This window comes from Macrococcus bovicus (assembly GCF_030376725.1).
GTDB classification, from domain to species: Bacteria; Bacillota; Bacilli; order Staphylococcales; family Staphylococcaceae; genus Macrococcus; species Macrococcus bovicus.
Genome location: NZ_CP128469.1, coordinates 34481 through 48237 on the forward strand (window position 1 = coordinate 34481; position 13757 = coordinate 48237).

At 38.9% G+C, this 13757-nt stretch carries 18 protein-coding genes; 13 read left to right on the forward strand and 5 right to left on the reverse strand.

Translation table 11 applies throughout. The features are described 5' to 3' along the window. Positions 1–23: 23 nt before the first annotated feature. The 4 genes from QSV55_RS00260 to QSV55_RS00275 form a co-directional block, all read right to left on the reverse strand. The gene (locus tag QSV55_RS00260) at positions 24–458 is read right to left on the reverse strand and encodes a YolD-like family protein (RefSeq protein WP_289649380.1); all 435 of its coding nucleotides are present in this window, start codon (positions 456–458) and stop codon (positions 24–26) included. Next, positions 455–772, reverse strand: a complete 318-nt coding sequence (locus QSV55_RS00265) for a hypothetical protein (protein ID WP_289649381.1) — start codon at positions 770–772, stop codon at positions 455–457. Before QSV55_RS00265 ends, QSV55_RS00260 begins: the two co-directional genes overlap by 4 nt. 451 nt (positions 773–1223) lie before the next feature. Next, entirely contained in the window at positions 1224–1628 is a 405-nt protein-coding gene (locus QSV55_RS00270) for a hypothetical protein (protein ID WP_289649382.1), read from the reverse strand. Between the two features lie 19 nt (positions 1629–1647). Beyond that, entirely contained in the window at positions 1648–2442 is a 795-nt protein-coding gene (locus QSV55_RS00275) for a ParA family protein (protein WP_289649383.1), read from the reverse strand. Between the two features lie 753 nt (positions 2443–3195). Between QSV55_RS00275 and QSV55_RS00280 the strand changes: the two genes are divergently transcribed. The 12 genes from QSV55_RS00280 to QSV55_RS00335 all read left to right on the forward strand — a co-directional run bounded on the left by QSV55_RS00280 (position 3196) and on the right by QSV55_RS00335 (position 10215). Beyond that, positions 3196–4698 carry a primase C-terminal domain-containing protein gene (locus tag QSV55_RS00280; protein WP_289649384.1) on the forward strand — a complete coding sequence of 501 codons (1503 nt, stop codon included), beginning with the start codon at positions 3196–3198 and terminating at the stop codon, positions 4696–4698. 422 nt (positions 4699–5120) lie between these two features. Next, complete coding sequence (locus QSV55_RS00285; protein ID WP_289649385.1) at positions 5121–5615, forward strand: hypothetical protein; 495 nt, start codon at positions 5121–5123, stop codon at positions 5613–5615. Between the two features lie 586 nt (positions 5616–6201). Further along, positions 6202–6522 (forward strand): hypothetical protein, encoded by a 321-nt coding sequence (locus tag QSV55_RS00290; protein WP_289649386.1) that lies wholly within the window; start codon positions 6202–6204, stop codon positions 6520–6522. A 475-nt stretch (positions 6523–6997) separates the two neighbouring features. Then, a complete protein-coding gene (locus tag QSV55_RS00295) occupies positions 6998–7243 on the forward strand; it encodes a hypothetical protein (protein ID WP_289649387.1) in 246 nt (81 codons plus the stop codon). Positions 7244–7257: 14 nt separating this feature from the next. Next, the gene (locus tag QSV55_RS00300) at positions 7258–7413 is read left to right on the forward strand and encodes a hypothetical protein (protein ID WP_289649388.1); all 156 of its coding nucleotides are present in this window, start codon (positions 7258–7260) and stop codon (positions 7411–7413) included. 50 nt (positions 7414–7463) lie between these two features. Next, a complete protein-coding gene (locus QSV55_RS00305; protein ID WP_289649389.1) occupies positions 7464–7769 on the forward strand; it encodes a hypothetical protein in 306 nt (101 codons plus the stop codon). A gap of 23 nt (positions 7770–7792) precedes the next feature. Continuing rightward, positions 7793–8014: a hypothetical protein gene (locus QSV55_RS00310; RefSeq protein WP_289649390.1), complete on the forward strand. Its 222-nt coding sequence runs from the start codon at positions 7793–7795 to the stop codon at positions 8012–8014. Between the two features lie 3 nt (positions 8015–8017). Continuing rightward, positions 8018–8578 (forward strand): hypothetical protein, encoded by a 561-nt coding sequence (locus tag QSV55_RS00315; RefSeq protein WP_289649391.1) that lies wholly within the window; start codon positions 8018–8020, stop codon positions 8576–8578. Positions 8579–8630: 52 nt separating this feature from the next. Then, a complete protein-coding gene (locus tag QSV55_RS00320) occupies positions 8631–8828 on the forward strand; it encodes a hypothetical protein (RefSeq protein WP_289649392.1) in 198 nt (65 codons plus the stop codon). Between the two features lie 311 nt (positions 8829–9139). After that, entirely contained in the window at positions 9140–9379 is a 240-nt protein-coding gene (locus QSV55_RS00325; RefSeq protein WP_289649393.1) for a hypothetical protein, read from the forward strand. Between the two features lie 19 nt (positions 9380–9398). Then, positions 9399–9824 carry a hypothetical protein gene (locus QSV55_RS00330; RefSeq protein WP_289649394.1) on the forward strand — a complete coding sequence of 142 codons (426 nt, stop codon included), beginning with the start codon at positions 9399–9401 and terminating at the stop codon, positions 9822–9824. Positions 9825–9867: 43 nt separating this feature from the next. Continuing rightward, positions 9868–10215, forward strand: coding sequence for a hypothetical protein (locus QSV55_RS00335; RefSeq protein WP_289649395.1), 348 nt, complete (start codon positions 9868–9870; stop codon positions 10213–10215). On the opposite strand, the gene QSV55_RS00340 is transcribed toward QSV55_RS00335, so the two are convergent. Beyond that, positions 10193–10798, reverse strand: coding sequence for a DUF6037 family protein (locus QSV55_RS00340; RefSeq protein ID WP_289649396.1), 606 nt, complete (start codon positions 10796–10798; stop codon positions 10193–10195). The two genes, QSV55_RS00335 and QSV55_RS00340, sit on opposite strands and share 23 nt — an antisense overlap. 192 nt (positions 10799–10990) lie before the next feature. Between QSV55_RS00340 and QSV55_RS00345 the strand changes: the two genes are divergently transcribed. Further along, a complete protein-coding gene (locus QSV55_RS00345; protein ID WP_289649397.1) occupies positions 10991–13678 on the forward strand; it encodes an isopeptide-forming domain-containing fimbrial protein in 2688 nt (895 codons plus the stop codon). The last annotated feature ends 79 nt before the right edge of the window (positions 13679–13757 follow it).

A 13757-nucleotide genomic window follows, 5' to 3' on the forward strand; every position in this document is an offset into this window, starting at 1 on the left:
GGGACACTGGGAGTGTCTCTTTTTTATTCGATGCTGATGATATCAGTCAGACTAATATTTTTAATAGTCAGATAGTCCTCCACTGCAAACATCAGAGTTTTATGTTCTGCATTGACCTCCATAATAAATCCCTTCAAAGTTTGAATGTACCCCTCATTGAATATGTGAATGACACATTCCTCTGGCCTATTCATGTACATCAATAATTTTGAGTTCAGCTCAACAAGTTGATCTTCTGATAGAGAGGGTCTCGAGACACGAGTCTGTTTTTCAATCATTTTTTTCAGTTCCTCAAATTGCTGGAGCATTGTTGCAAAAGGCGCCCATTTTATCATTTTTCTGCCCTGAGGTATATTATTCTTCAGATACTTCTGCGGTATATTTCTATAGTCATTTTCATAGCGATATTCAGGCGGAATACCAGAATCAGAGTTATATCTGATGATCGACTTGCTCATTCAGAATCCCCCTTTACATCCTGGCTTAGAATAGAGTCTCCTACTCTTGAAACAATACAGTATACTTCGTCAGAATATTTAAGTTTCGGATTATGTTCAACTATCACCATAGGTAACATGGAGATTCCTGCGAGAGTGTCTCGATCTTCTACATCAAAATTCAGCAACATATAAACAATTGTCTGGTGATTGTCTTCGATGCTTGTAAAACCAAATTTCTTCTTCTGATAAGAATTGTTGATGATATCATATATTGTTTTGTCGATCATTGTGCAGTCATATTTTTCAATAATCTCATTGTAACTAATAGCCACGTGACCACTCCTTTTTATTTTCATTATAGAACGTGTGTTCGTATTTTTAAATAGAAAAACCAAAAATTTTTTAGTTTAAAAACCAATTAGTGTGTATGTGTATACGCACTCATATTTTTCGATATTTGGTATAACCCATTGTTTGTAAGCTACATATTAACAAAAGTTTTCATACCCAATTACCTCTCTACTTATTTGATTAATCAGGCTTTCACTTAAGTTCTTCACTTCTACATAGGTATTCAATATTTCTGAATAAATCTTTATCCAAAGATTGTTGTCTCATCAAATAGTAGACAATGACTTGTAAAATTTAAAGAGCAGTAACTTAAAGTTATCATGTGTATGTGTATGTGTATGTGTATACACACCATAAACTCTTAAAATGTGTATGCACATACACACTTAACAGGATATAAAAAAAGCAAACTCATTTTTGAGTTTGCCTTAATTACAGATTTTTAATCAGTTCGTTTAAGAAAGATGAAGTGGATTTGAAGTTTTTTTCTTTTGCGATTTTGTCAGCCTTTTTCTTTACGCTTGGATCCAGCATGATGTTATATCGCTGCTTGAACTCATGTGGAGCTTTTTTTTCTATCTCACGTACAGTCTTTCTTTTAATCTTTGTAATGGTCTTGAGAGACTCCTCTGAGTTCTCCTTAATTTTTCTGGTAGGTTTTCTTTTTGCGGACTGGGTCTTTGTATTCTCAGCTGTTTTTGCTGAGTCGTTCTTTTCATCTACAACAGGAATCTCCTGTGAGACTTTCGTCTTTTCCTCAGATGTTGATGAAGCTTCATTCTTCTTCAGTGCCTCTTTTATTTTATTAGACTTTTCACTGTTAAATTCAAATGCCATAATATTCACCCTTTCAGTTTTATTCGATATGCTTAAGCAGTTCCTTCATAACTTCCTCGTAGTTGATAAAGAATTCCTTGTGCTTGTTATAGATAGATTTATCAGCTGCCATATCAGTAATTGATTTTTTCTCAAGAGTAGTATTGTTGAAAAGCTCCTTATTCGGTACAACGATGATGACGTCATCAATGTGGTTGAGAACTTCTCTGAACTCACGTGAGGATTTCGTGTTATGTTTAACCATATTCGCAATGAAATAAAGCTTTGCAGTGATGTAACTTTCACGAGTCTTAAAATCAACCATCTCATTCTTGAACTCATTGAAACGTTCGATCAGGATGTCCCTTGAAGAGAAACCATGCTCACTCGGTGTAATCGGACTGAAGACAGAATGACTGATAGCAATCGCATTTTTAGTGATAGTAGAGAAGTCTGGATGCGTGTCAATCAGAATGAAATCAAACTGATCAAGCCCGAGGCCTTGATAATGATCCTCCAGCCACATGTAAAGCAGCATATCCTTATTACTTTGAGTGGCAATACTTTTTTCCACTTCGTCCAGACGCATGTAGCCTGGAATGATGGAGAGTGAGTCGTCTATCTTGATGATCTTGACTTCACTCTTCGGATTGAATATGTCGGCCACAGTTCCGGTATGTTCATAGATATCGAAAGTCTGGGTCAGGTTACACTGGTGATCGAGGTCAATGAATAATACTTTTTTGCCCTGGTGTTTGAGCCACTGACCGAAATTGTAGGATAATGTCGTTTTTCCGACGCCGCCTTTTATTGCTGAGAAAGTTGCAATCTTCATAATAAAACCTCCAATTTTTAGATGTGTATGTTGATGTGTATACACACATTATAGCAGACAAAAATAGATGTGTATACACATACACATCTTATTTATAAAAATAATTTTCTCTATACTCATTCAATATCTCAAAAAGTCCGTACCCCGATTGAATCCATTTAAATGTGTATACACATACACACACACATTTTTATACACACTTCTATATCGTTTAAAATTAAAGTGTGTATATTAGTGTGTATACACACTTTGATATATATTGTCATTACGCTCGGACAATTTAACTGATTATTTAAAAGAAATGTATTTTAATTTTAATGTTTATTATTTACAGAAAATTTACTATCATGTATTCTATAGTTATCAGCAACATTCAACTGAATATCGGACTGAGATTTACTGACGCTTTTTCATTTTGTGGGCCTGGGAATCCACATCAAAAAAGGACAGCCTGGTATGCTGTCCCGGGAAAAGAAAAGAACGAGCGACTTGGGAATCGCCCGTTCTTGGTTGGTAATGATTGATAGTCAAAGACAAGCACAAACAAACAAGTCAAGTCATATCTTTAACTATTTAGCTTACTACCATTATAACTGTTGTGCTTGTCTCTGACAAGATGTATGCACAAATTTTACGGGATCAGTGTATCTATTTTGACCTATCCTTTTTGAGCTACCTTCTTTTCCATGCGGAATATTGATCATGAATTCAGTCGTGAACAATATTTTACGTGGAAGGGACAGGTAGCTTTTTATGTATACAACTCAATATGACATGCAGGAAATCCTGGATGCGATGATGAACGGCGGACTCCGTGGCACTAAGTACAAGGGGTCGAAGGCTGAAGTCGCTGATGAAGGGCAGCAGCTCTATCCAGGCAAGGTATTCGGCACACGTAGCAAGAAGGAGCTGTGTAACCAGAAGGGCATCATCTTCGGCTCTATGGAGGCACTGACAGAAAGTCACCATATACTGACGCACATCACACCGAATGTCTATCGTTCAGCTAAACGCACGATGGATGGTAAGACAAAGGGTCATTCCGAGAGTAATCTCAAGCAGATCAATGTCTTTGCAATAGACATTGACGGAATCAACAAACAGGATATCACGATGGGGGACATCATGCTGAGAGGCCATGAGGTCGGCCTGGTGCCGACGCTCATCCTCGATACACCGAACGGCTACCATGTGATGTTCTTCTTGAAGGAGCCTATCTATATCAAGCGTACTGAAGCCAGACGCCGTAACGTGGCCCTTGATATGGCAAAAAGAATCAGCATCAACCTGAGAAGATACTTCGGAGAGATCATCCCTGGTATCGATGTCACATGCAATCATTTCGGTTATTTCAGATGTCCGACACAGGACAACATTATTGATTACAGACCGGGCAATCAGTATACAGTCGCGCAGCTCATCGACTTCTCCCGGAATTATGAGGAATACCACAATGAGACAGGCGAAAAATCAAATGTCGTGGCCATCAGACGTGTGCAGAGCATCCATGATGAATGGTTCCACAGACTCTATAACTGCAAGCATATCAAGGGTTCCAACGGGCAGATCGGCCGTGACAACGCCATTTTCACGATGGCGCTGCACTGTTATGCGTCAGGCATGGAGAAGGCTGAATGCCTGGCTGTCATGCAGAACTTCAACAGCAATCTCGAGGAGCCGTTATCAGCTCAGACTGTCGATCTGAAGGTTGAAAGTGCCTATTCTGGTGAGTATTATGGCGCAAGCAACAGACATATCAATGCGCTGATGTATGCCTGGTGTGAGATCACAGACTCGAGAAGAAACACGTTCTGGTTCCAGAAGCATGCGAAGAAACGTGAGGACCGTGAAAGAAGCCACTATATGGAGTGGGAGAGAGACCTTTATCTGTACGTGAACAAGCGTGCAGAGGAAGGCTATTTGGTGACGACAACTGCGCAGATCATGGAGGACCTGGGAATCGCAAGATCCTCACTCTACGGCCTGCTGAAGATAACAAATAACGTCTTCTGGTCAGCGACCAAGGGCAGAAATGCCAGAGTCACGCTGTACACAAGAAAGACGTTGTTTCAGCATGCCTTAAATTGTGTGAGAAAGTTCAATGTCAAGAAAACAGAGTACAAACTGTATATTGAGACGTTGCTCCCGGAGGCAAACAGAGCCATCACAGATGCAATCACAGCCGTCCTGGAATCATTCCAGGAAAACGACGAAAACACCCGGTATAAAGCTGTTTCTGAGATCAACACGAGCTGAAAATAAAACTGTCCGCAGTGCCATACATAATATATATCTTTATGGGTTCCATCGCTGATAATTGCCTGGTATTCCTGATATAAAGTTAATAAGAGAATGGCTAAAATCTAAAAAATAGAACATACGTTCGACTTATAAGGAAAGATATGTTAATCTATCAGTGTAGAACAGTGATCTGGATGTAGGATAAAAAGATATAAAGAAAAAATATTGCACACAATGAATATTATATTTCTCATATTTTTTATGTTTTTCTTGTAATCTACTGGGATATTGAGGATAATAGAATTATAGATATATTAAATAATAAAGTTTATAAATAGCGTATAATTTTTAATTTTTATCATTAATAAATGTTAATATGACGCAATTTTTGGTATAATATAATTAACTATTAATATTAATAAAGGGGGCTAAGTTGGATGAAAAGTAAGTTGTTGATGTGTGGGATGGTTTCAACTGCTTTATTATTAGGTGCTTGTGGGATGAATAATCAGGAAGGTGCAGGGATGCTGAAGGGGAAGACCTTTGAGGCGACCCAGGGCGGTGACAACGAATATCTGCTGACCTTCAGGGATGACGGGACGCTTCAGGTGAAGGAGAACGGGAATTTGGGTCGGACTGATGAAGGGGAGTATAAGGTCACTGAGGAGAAACAGAAGGACGGTTATTACCATGTGACCTTTGATAAGCTGGATCAGCATGCAGGATATGTGGATGAAACGCCTGATGCTGGATATTGGGCTCTGGATAAAGATAAAGAGAACAATCCTGTGCTTCGTTATGTTGAGTCTTATTGTTCGGATGTTACGAATGATAGTGATGATGATTGTAAGGACTATATCATCGCAAAAGAAAAAATATCATCTAACGATGAGTTAGATGACAGTGAAGATGTTTATCTGAAAGAGAAATAAACGGTATGTATGATTCAAAATATATACATTTTTAGTTGTCATGATGATTTTTTGTTGACGATTAGTGAAATGTAAATTATCATGAAAATCAATAAAGGTTACTTTTGACAATTAAAAAGGGGACGTAAGTAAAGGTGGTGGAACACCTGAACTTACTGATCACCAACAACTACTGGTAATAGTTATTGGCTTATCCCCTCTTAAAACCTGTGCCACAGATAAGATATCGGTACTATCTCATCTGCATGCACAGTATCTAAATCATAATATAAAGCTGCGCTAAATTCAATGACAATTGACAGCAGTTCATGTCAGGACGCTTTGTCTGATGTGATTCTGTCAATGTATGGTCATATCTCTTTGCTTCTTCTTTTACGTTGTAGATGGAATGAAGGGAGGGTGAATTGTAGCTTGTTTTGATGGATATTTAAGAGGACTGAGGACTTGCTGATGCTATGTTAATAGTGTTGGTGAGTCCTCTTTTTAGTTGTCAACTGTAACGGGGCGCTCCCAGGCCTTGAATGATTGACAACTAATCCCCCAGGATTATAACCACAAAACTTTGAGAATGAGGAAGGTGGCAGACATGAAGTTAGCAAACTATGACAGCAGGAAGCACGTTAAGAAGTATGGCCATGTAGTGGATATCAAGGATGTTCTGCAGAATGGATGGCTCTTCACTACGTTTGAGCGAGAGGATTTTGTCTATGTAGGTAACGGACTTGTACAGCGTCTTTACAGCAGCGCAGAAGTGCAGACCTCAAAGATCATTATCCAGTTTCCGGTACAGACGATTCTCAGGAATGTCAGAACGGTACGCAACCGTCAGACTGAGATCATCTATGGCAGACGGCATCCCGGACAGAAGGAACTGAGAAAGATCTATTTCGAGAAGAAGCATCGTTAGGGTTTCGTTTCTAGTAGATTGATTTGTGAATATGCAAGATGATTCACAATACAGCACATTGACAACTGAATAACATGTACGTGTGTTCGTTTCTTGACTCCCAGGGACGATGAACAGTGTTATCTGTGACATAAGAGCATAGCTATTAGGGGAGAGGTCTAAAAACGTAAGGTCATTCACATGACAGTTGTCGGTCATCTAGAAACCGTCTGTTGCAGCTGCATATCCTGCCATGATACGAAGTTAAAAGATAAACTTCAGGGGAGCAGGACGAGGATTTTTGCCGTTACGAAATTTAAAATAAAATTTCAGCAGATCGATGCAGTGAAGGTTCAGGATTCAAAGCCATAAATCCTAGATCAGACCGAATTTTTTTATTATATCCAAATCCAAATTTTAAATTGAACATTAATGTTCACAAATCAATCTACTAGAAGAAAGAAATGAATGAAACTATAACAAGGAGATGATGACAGTGACAATTGCAGACCGTCAGACAACGATATTTGACTATATACTGATGAGTGGTGATAAGGCAATGCTCGTGATTATCCTGCATTCAGGTGTAGCGCTTACTCCGAAATTTGAAAATCGTAAGGCAGCTGAAAAAGTGATAGAAGACATCAGAACAAGTGAAGATGACATATCTGTTCGAGTTGAACATCTGCAAGGTCATTTCTATCTTGTTCCTTGTCATATCAAGGAAGCCTATATCATGTAGAAAGGGGAAAACAGATGATCTGGATAATGATTATTACTTTGACGGTATTACTAGCATGGTCACTTTATAGAAACGATAAGGTAACCGACGAGAATGCAGCATTGAAATATGAGCTTGAAAGAACGATGAGACTTGTCGATGAAGCAACAAAGCAGGGGTTCAAATTATAGTTAGTCGATTGTACTGTTAGGTAGACATAAAAGAGAGAGGAGAATAACAGATGACGATGAACAGTCTTGATGCAGATGTGGTGCTTATGATCAAGGAAAAAGACAGTGAAATCAGACGTCTCAGAAATGAAATTGATTACCTGCAGGAACAGAATATGAAGACTAGGAAAGGTGATCTGGTTCTCCATCTCAACAATCAGCATCAGATAGTCTGCCGTTTTGCTACGAGAGAACAGGCAATCGATGTACTTGAAGAAATATTCAGAGCCGACCATAAAGAAATAGTACCGATCAATGATTCGAGGACACATTATCTGATAAAGGCTGGCTGTGTCGACTATGCCTATATTGCGTAAATAGATATTCAGGAGGAGAATTGATGACGAACGAAAGTCTAAGAATAATCGCTATACTCCCTATTGCGTTAATTGGTTTTACTTTATCAGTGAGTGTGTGGTTACTCACAGAGAAGTTGAAACCAGGATTTCTAGGTAAAGATGTTGAAATCGCTTTAGAAAAGATGAGCATCAGTGTGGGCTGTATATCAAAATGGTATACAGTTCTTTTTTTAATTTGGAGAAAAAAAGAAGAAAGGAAGTAACCGATGAATAACATCATTGAGCTTAGGCATCATTATACAGTGAAGTTGATTGCTCTTGGTTATGTGCAGACAGTTCTAGATATTACTGAATTTCAGAGATTGGTCAATAGCTTAGTTCTTGAGATTGAGTACAACATATTAGCTGAGAAGGATGGTTCAGTTTTCTCTGGAGAGTTTTGGGACTGTCATTTAGCTGAAGTACTATGCAACTGTTTCAGTGATTATATACAACCTCTGGATAAAAAGATTCTTGAAAGGTTCAAAGAAACCAATCAATATAATCAAAAGGTCATTGATGCCTTAAACGATAAAGGATTGCGGCATTTGGAACATCGTTATAATTCCGTTGTGCCGGCTACTCAATATCAGAAGTTCTATAACTATAAATATAGGATCATGTTTTATAGGTTTGACACATTCACTATGGATGAGTTATATATGGTCAACAAGGAATATATAGTGGGAAACTATAAACCATACCTCTCTGCAAATATGGATGATAAAAAGTTGTCTGATCTCGTAGAAAAACTGTTAAAAAGACAGGAACATTATGAGGTTACATAAATAAGTGTAGAAGTAAATAATTATCAGATTATAGTGAAAAGAGGTCATCCAAATGTCAGACTACAAGTTCATTGCAGTTGATGAGGGAAGTCTTCAGATGCAAGAAGTTGTTAAATTAGATGTCTATAAAATTGAAGAAAGTAAAAATTCTTACAATATGGCTATCTTCGGTTATATGGGTGAAGGAAAAAACATTAGGAACAATCATGATGAAGTGTCATTGAAGAACATTAAGGAGGATGAAGGATAATTGAAAACAGACATTACGGAACTAATGATGAAAGTTAACCGTTTAAAGCAGACGAGAAAGAATAGAGCTAAAATCATACTTAAAAATATTAAAAACAATTTCCATGATATAGAGAACGACGACCTGAAAACATATTCAGACACTCGTCCTGATGGAACTCGTTTTGGAGCTCTATGCTCAGGACCGATCAGTACTGGCTTTTCTGAAATTCTGAAATATAAATGACGATATTATAAATTTAATGCGAGCGTAAGCCATCTTTCCAAATAAAGAAAGATGGCTTTTTTTATTGGAGGTGAGGATGAAAATTGTTGATGACAGCAGGATGCGACAGAAAAACTGAGGAGCGTTTCAAGGAGATTGTATTAAAGAAACATCTGACCGATCATATGGCGCTGCATATGGTGCCATTCGGGCGATTCGAGATTGTCTACGTCGGCCATAGATGGCGTACTGACCTGGCGACAGTCGTCAGTCAGATGCACAAGGAACATACGATAGAACGGAGCGACTACGCAAAATGGCTTTGGAAGAAAAGTTGTTTCAAGTAATGAGTCAGTCAAACATCATATGGAAAATGACAAAGCACTCAAATCATCTGATTTAAGTGCTTTGTCTGTAGAAGAAAGGAGATGTCGAATCATTCATACAGTTTACTGTTATTACCTTAAAGATGGTATAGAAAAGCAGTTAAAACCAGAAGATAAACAGGAAATTATTGATGTGATTGATTACGGATTTTCAAATGGTGACAGCACAGGAGTCATTATTGGTGAAGTAGACGATACTCAATCAGATATTATCTTGTGGGCTGGAACAGAAAAAGTGCTTAGAGAACTGATTAAACTTGAAAAAGAACGATGGCTTAGATTTTCTGAAGAGTTAAAGATTGATAATGACCATCATTATAAACAGTTTGAACAGCTGAGTAATCAATTCAATGAGTATGGAAAAATATTCACTTTAAATCTGTCGGGTCAAATTTCTTATCCTTAAGTATAGGCAAGTAAATAAATGGTGTTAGAAAGCAGGTGGCATAATGAAGTGTACTTACATCATGTTCAAGGACGGCAAGTCATGTGAACTTGATAGAGAAAAAGATCAGCTTTTACTGAATGCACTGAAAACTAGTATAGAGTTTGATTTTTATAATCAGCGATTTAAGCCCGGACATACTGTTCCGGATAACATGGCTGAGACAGCTCATATGATTAGCTGGGGTCATGATATTACAGACATCTTGAAATTTGAAAAGGAATTTTGGGATTACTTGATTCATGATGCAGAAATCGATGGCTGTCATATTGATTACATTAACCAGTTGAAAGATTATAAAGAAAAAATAATTAATCAACATGAGCCATTTAATCTGGATCTTCTGGATTAAATGGCTTAGCATCTTCAAGTTTAGATACAAAGCAAACTGAAATGTCCTTATATTTATATTTTTTATAAATCTGAGGATATAGTTTTTTGGTCTTTTCAAGATTCTCTGGTCTACGGTGTCTATGTTTTGCATCAGGAGGTTTACGAGCATTTATTTTAGGCCAATTCAAGGTGCCGCCAAAATAAAGTCCTTCGCCGTTATGTAAATCGTATTTTTTATCAATTACAGATACTTTATGCAAAGTTCTTTCAGTAACACTACTAGGAATAATTCTACTGAAGTAGTTTAAGAATGTTGTTAGATCAAATGAACCTCTTGTAAAACCGATATTAAAGAATTTACGAAACTCAGCAGAGGTTTTTTTATTACTATAGAGATCAAAAATGAATCCATTCTTAATAGGTACTGTAATTAGATCTCCAGAATACATCTTAATAAAAGTTATCTCAAACGGCTGAGAATCTATTGAAAATAAACAGTCACATTCAATATTATTGTATGTGAAACTAAAACTTTCTACATCGTAGTCATGTTTCTTCATATCGATATACAATTTTTTTAGAGTTTTAGAAAAATCAGACATATCTGACACCACCTAAATTTAATAGTTAGTTCCATTATACCCCAATCATAAAAACTGTGATTGGGGCTTTTTTTGTACAGAAAAACAGAAAGGAGAATCAAATGGAAATGAAGATATGGACCAGAGCGCCTACTGAAAGAAATATCGTCTTGATGGCTACAATCTAAAAATTTGAATATAAAGGAGAAAAACATGATAAACAAGAAGATGTCTGCACTGACAGCCAATACATTACTCTGCACTGCTTTGCTTGTTTCAACAGTTCCTGCTTATGCAGCATCAAATAGTGAGGCAGTGAAGATTCAGCCAGATGAATTGCGAAAGGTTGAGAATAACTTCCTCATTAATCCGGAAGGCGGTAAATCAGAACGTCCGACTGTTGAAGTGTCGGGAACAGTAAAGCCGGTGGAGATCAGTCAGCCGAGTCCTGCTGATGCTAATGGAAGCTCTGTCCTTAAACGTGATTACGTTGAACATTATCCTTACTACAATTTCAAGGAAGGTTACGGGGCGCGTACATTTCTCATTGACAAAGCTACTATGAAAGATAAAAAGGTGACCGTGACCTATAAAAATCAGGCGACATACAAGGGTCAGCCGATTGACATCAGAATCACCTACTCAGATTTCGTATATGAAAAGAATCCTAAATCTGACTATGATGAAGGACTTCTGCATATCAGTGACAACCTGTTCTCAGGATATGTCTATAATAATATGACCGGACTGACAATTGATATTGAACTGTTTGACCAGTCAGGGAAAGCGATAGAGGCTAACAATGATATCTACTATACCTTCAACTCGCTCAACGGTTACAAGGGTAATCCAAACGCCTCAGCAGAAAGACAGAAGGAAGATGGCGGTGAATTTGTCGGCTATATCAACCACTCTGAAGGATCAGAGATTTATATCACCCAGGACTCAAACATTGTTAAGGGTACCTATCAGAACGTGGAAGGATTCAGAGGTGACAGCAATGATTTCACTGACAAAATCGGTGGTGAAACGTTCAAGAAAAATACAGTTTCATTCCAGGTCTCAGGTACAAAGCCGTCATTCAGGGTAGGAAGCACAAACCGTTGGAGCGCATGGAACTCCATGTCGTCATCGACCCTGTTCAATGTTGCCCCGCAGGATCCGAAAAAGACCGTGTCAGATGCCGATGAAAAGGATGTTACCAAGAATGATTACGAGATCGATGAACAGCTGACCTACCATATCAGCCAGAAGACTCATACTCTAGGCGTAGATGCCCTTCAGCGTTATAAGCAGTTTGACATCGTAGACAATCTGCCGAAGAATGCAGATTATGTGGCTGACTCAGCCCGTCTGCTGGACTCAGATGGCAAGCCAGTTGAAAGTCCCGGCCAGTTTGTTTACGCAGAAGACACACATACACTGATGTTCACGGCGAGCCAGGATTTCCTGGATAAGATGATGATGGATGGGCGCAGTTATATCCTTGAGTTCAAGGCAGATCCTCAGGACAGTGTAAAACAGGGGGATGTCGTCGAGAATACAGCAAAGAGTATCATTGACGGACATGAATATCAGACCAACCAGACACTCTCTACTACCAAGGCGCCTACGCTAACGAAAATCGATAAATCAATCATCGCTGCCGATGGCAAGCTGGTCAATGAACTGGATATTGAGTCAGGGCAGAACTACAAGTATCATGTCGATGCATTCGTGACAAATGATCCATCAGTTAAGTCACTTGTTCTCATGGATGACCTTGTTGATGAACTCAAAGTGAACAGTGCAAAGGTTCTGGATGAGTCAGGTAATGACATCACAGACCAGGGTGACCTTGCGATTGATGAAGGTAAGGAAATTGTCACATGGACTGCGAAAAATGCCGGAGCGTTGACTGGTAAAAAGCTTGTACTGGAGATTGACACAGCAGTGAAGTCGGAGGCAGACCTCACAAAGTATCTGAAGGATGGCGTCTATAACCTTCCGAACACAGCTCAAATTATCATCAATGACAAACCGATGGATTCAGATACCGTCAATGTGAAAGTACCAAAGAAACCGACGGAGACTACAATTGATAAATCAGTCCTTGAGGATGACGGAAAAGCAGTTGACTCACGCAACGTAGAACTCGGTAAGGACTACCGCTACAACGTCGATACAGTCATCACAGACAGCAAGGAAATCACAAAGCTGGTCCTCTCAGATGACCTTGAGGACGTGCTAGACCTGAAATCAGCGAAAGTCCTGAATGCCGAAGGCAAGGACATCACAAATCAGGGAGACCTTGCGATTGATGAGGAAAAAGAAGTGATCATATGGACTGCGAAGGATGCGAAAGCATATGCAGGTCAGACCCTTAAACTGGTGATTGACTCACAGGTCAAGGCAGATGCAGACCTGAAGGACTACACAGCTGACGGTAAGACTGTGATTCCGAATACAGCAAAAGTGACAGTTGACGACAAATCAACAGACTCTGACAAGGTGGACGTCATCGTTCCGATGAAGAAGGTACCGACGACAGAGGAGCCAACAACAGAAGAACCGACAACGGAAGCGCCGGCGACAGAGGAGCCGACAACAGAAGCGCCGACGACAGAGGTCCCAACAACAGAACAGCCAACGACAGAGGAGTCAACAACAGAAGCACCGACGACAGAAGCACCAACAACTGAGACACCGACAACAGAGCAACCTAAAAACACTGTTGATCCAGTAACAGTAGAAAACCCAAAAAATGATGACATTAAAAAGCCAAGCAATGTTAGTCATCCTATTCTTCCGGACACAGGGAATGAAGGGATGAATTATCTCTTGAACTACGGTTTACCACTTGTCTTGATGGGTGGCATCGGTCTGTATCTGTTAAAACGTCGTGAAAACAATCAAATGTAGACATTTAGACTGAGGAACAATCTTACGATTGTTTCTCTTTTTTATTCATTGAAAGGAGTGGTGCGTATAAGTTATTGAA

Bases quoted from the DNA above. Each gene is read 5' to 3' on its own strand.
- QSV55_RS00260 (WP_289649380.1), bottom strand. From the start codon at position 458: ATGAGCAAGTCGATCATCAGATATAACTCTGATTCTGGTATTCCGCCT.
- QSV55_RS00270 (WP_289649382.1), bottom strand. From the start codon at position 1,628: ATGGCATTTGAATTTAACAGTGAAAAGTCTAATAAAATAAAAGAGGCA.
- QSV55_RS00275 (WP_289649383.1), bottom strand. From the start codon at position 2,442: ATGAAGATTGCAACTTTCTCAGCAATAAAAGGCGGCGTCGGAAAAACG.
- QSV55_RS00280 (WP_289649384.1), top strand. From the start codon at position 3,196: ATGTATACAACTCAATATGACATGCAGGAAATCCTGGATGCGATGATG.
- QSV55_RS00285 (WP_289649385.1), top strand. From the start codon at position 5,121: ATGAAAAGTAAGTTGTTGATGTGTGGGATGGTTTCAACTGCTTTATTA.
- QSV55_RS00290 (WP_289649386.1), top strand. From the start codon at position 6,202: ATGAAGTTAGCAAACTATGACAGCAGGAAGCACGTTAAGAAGTATGGC.
- QSV55_RS00300 (WP_289649388.1), top strand. From the start codon at position 7,258: ATGATCTGGATAATGATTATTACTTTGACGGTATTACTAGCATGGTCA.
- QSV55_RS00305 (WP_289649389.1), top strand. From the start codon at position 7,464: ATGACGATGAACAGTCTTGATGCAGATGTGGTGCTTATGATCAAGGAA.
- QSV55_RS00310 (WP_289649390.1), top strand. From the start codon at position 7,793: ATGACGAACGAAAGTCTAAGAATAATCGCTATACTCCCTATTGCGTTA.
- QSV55_RS00315 (WP_289649391.1), top strand. From the start codon at position 8,018: ATGAATAACATCATTGAGCTTAGGCATCATTATACAGTGAAGTTGATT.
- QSV55_RS00320 (WP_289649392.1), top strand. From the start codon at position 8,631: ATGTCAGACTACAAGTTCATTGCAGTTGATGAGGGAAGTCTTCAGATG.
- QSV55_RS00330 (WP_289649394.1), top strand. From the start codon at position 9,399: ATGGAAAATGACAAAGCACTCAAATCATCTGATTTAAGTGCTTTGTCT.
- QSV55_RS00335 (WP_289649395.1), top strand. From the start codon at position 9,868: ATGAAGTGTACTTACATCATGTTCAAGGACGGCAAGTCATGTGAACTT.
- QSV55_RS00340 (WP_289649396.1), bottom strand. From the start codon at position 10,798: ATGTCTGATTTTTCTAAAACTCTAAAAAAATTGTATATCGATATGAAG.
- QSV55_RS00345 (WP_289649397.1), top strand. From the start codon at position 10,991: ATGATAAACAAGAAGATGTCTGCACTGACAGCCAATACATTACTCTGC.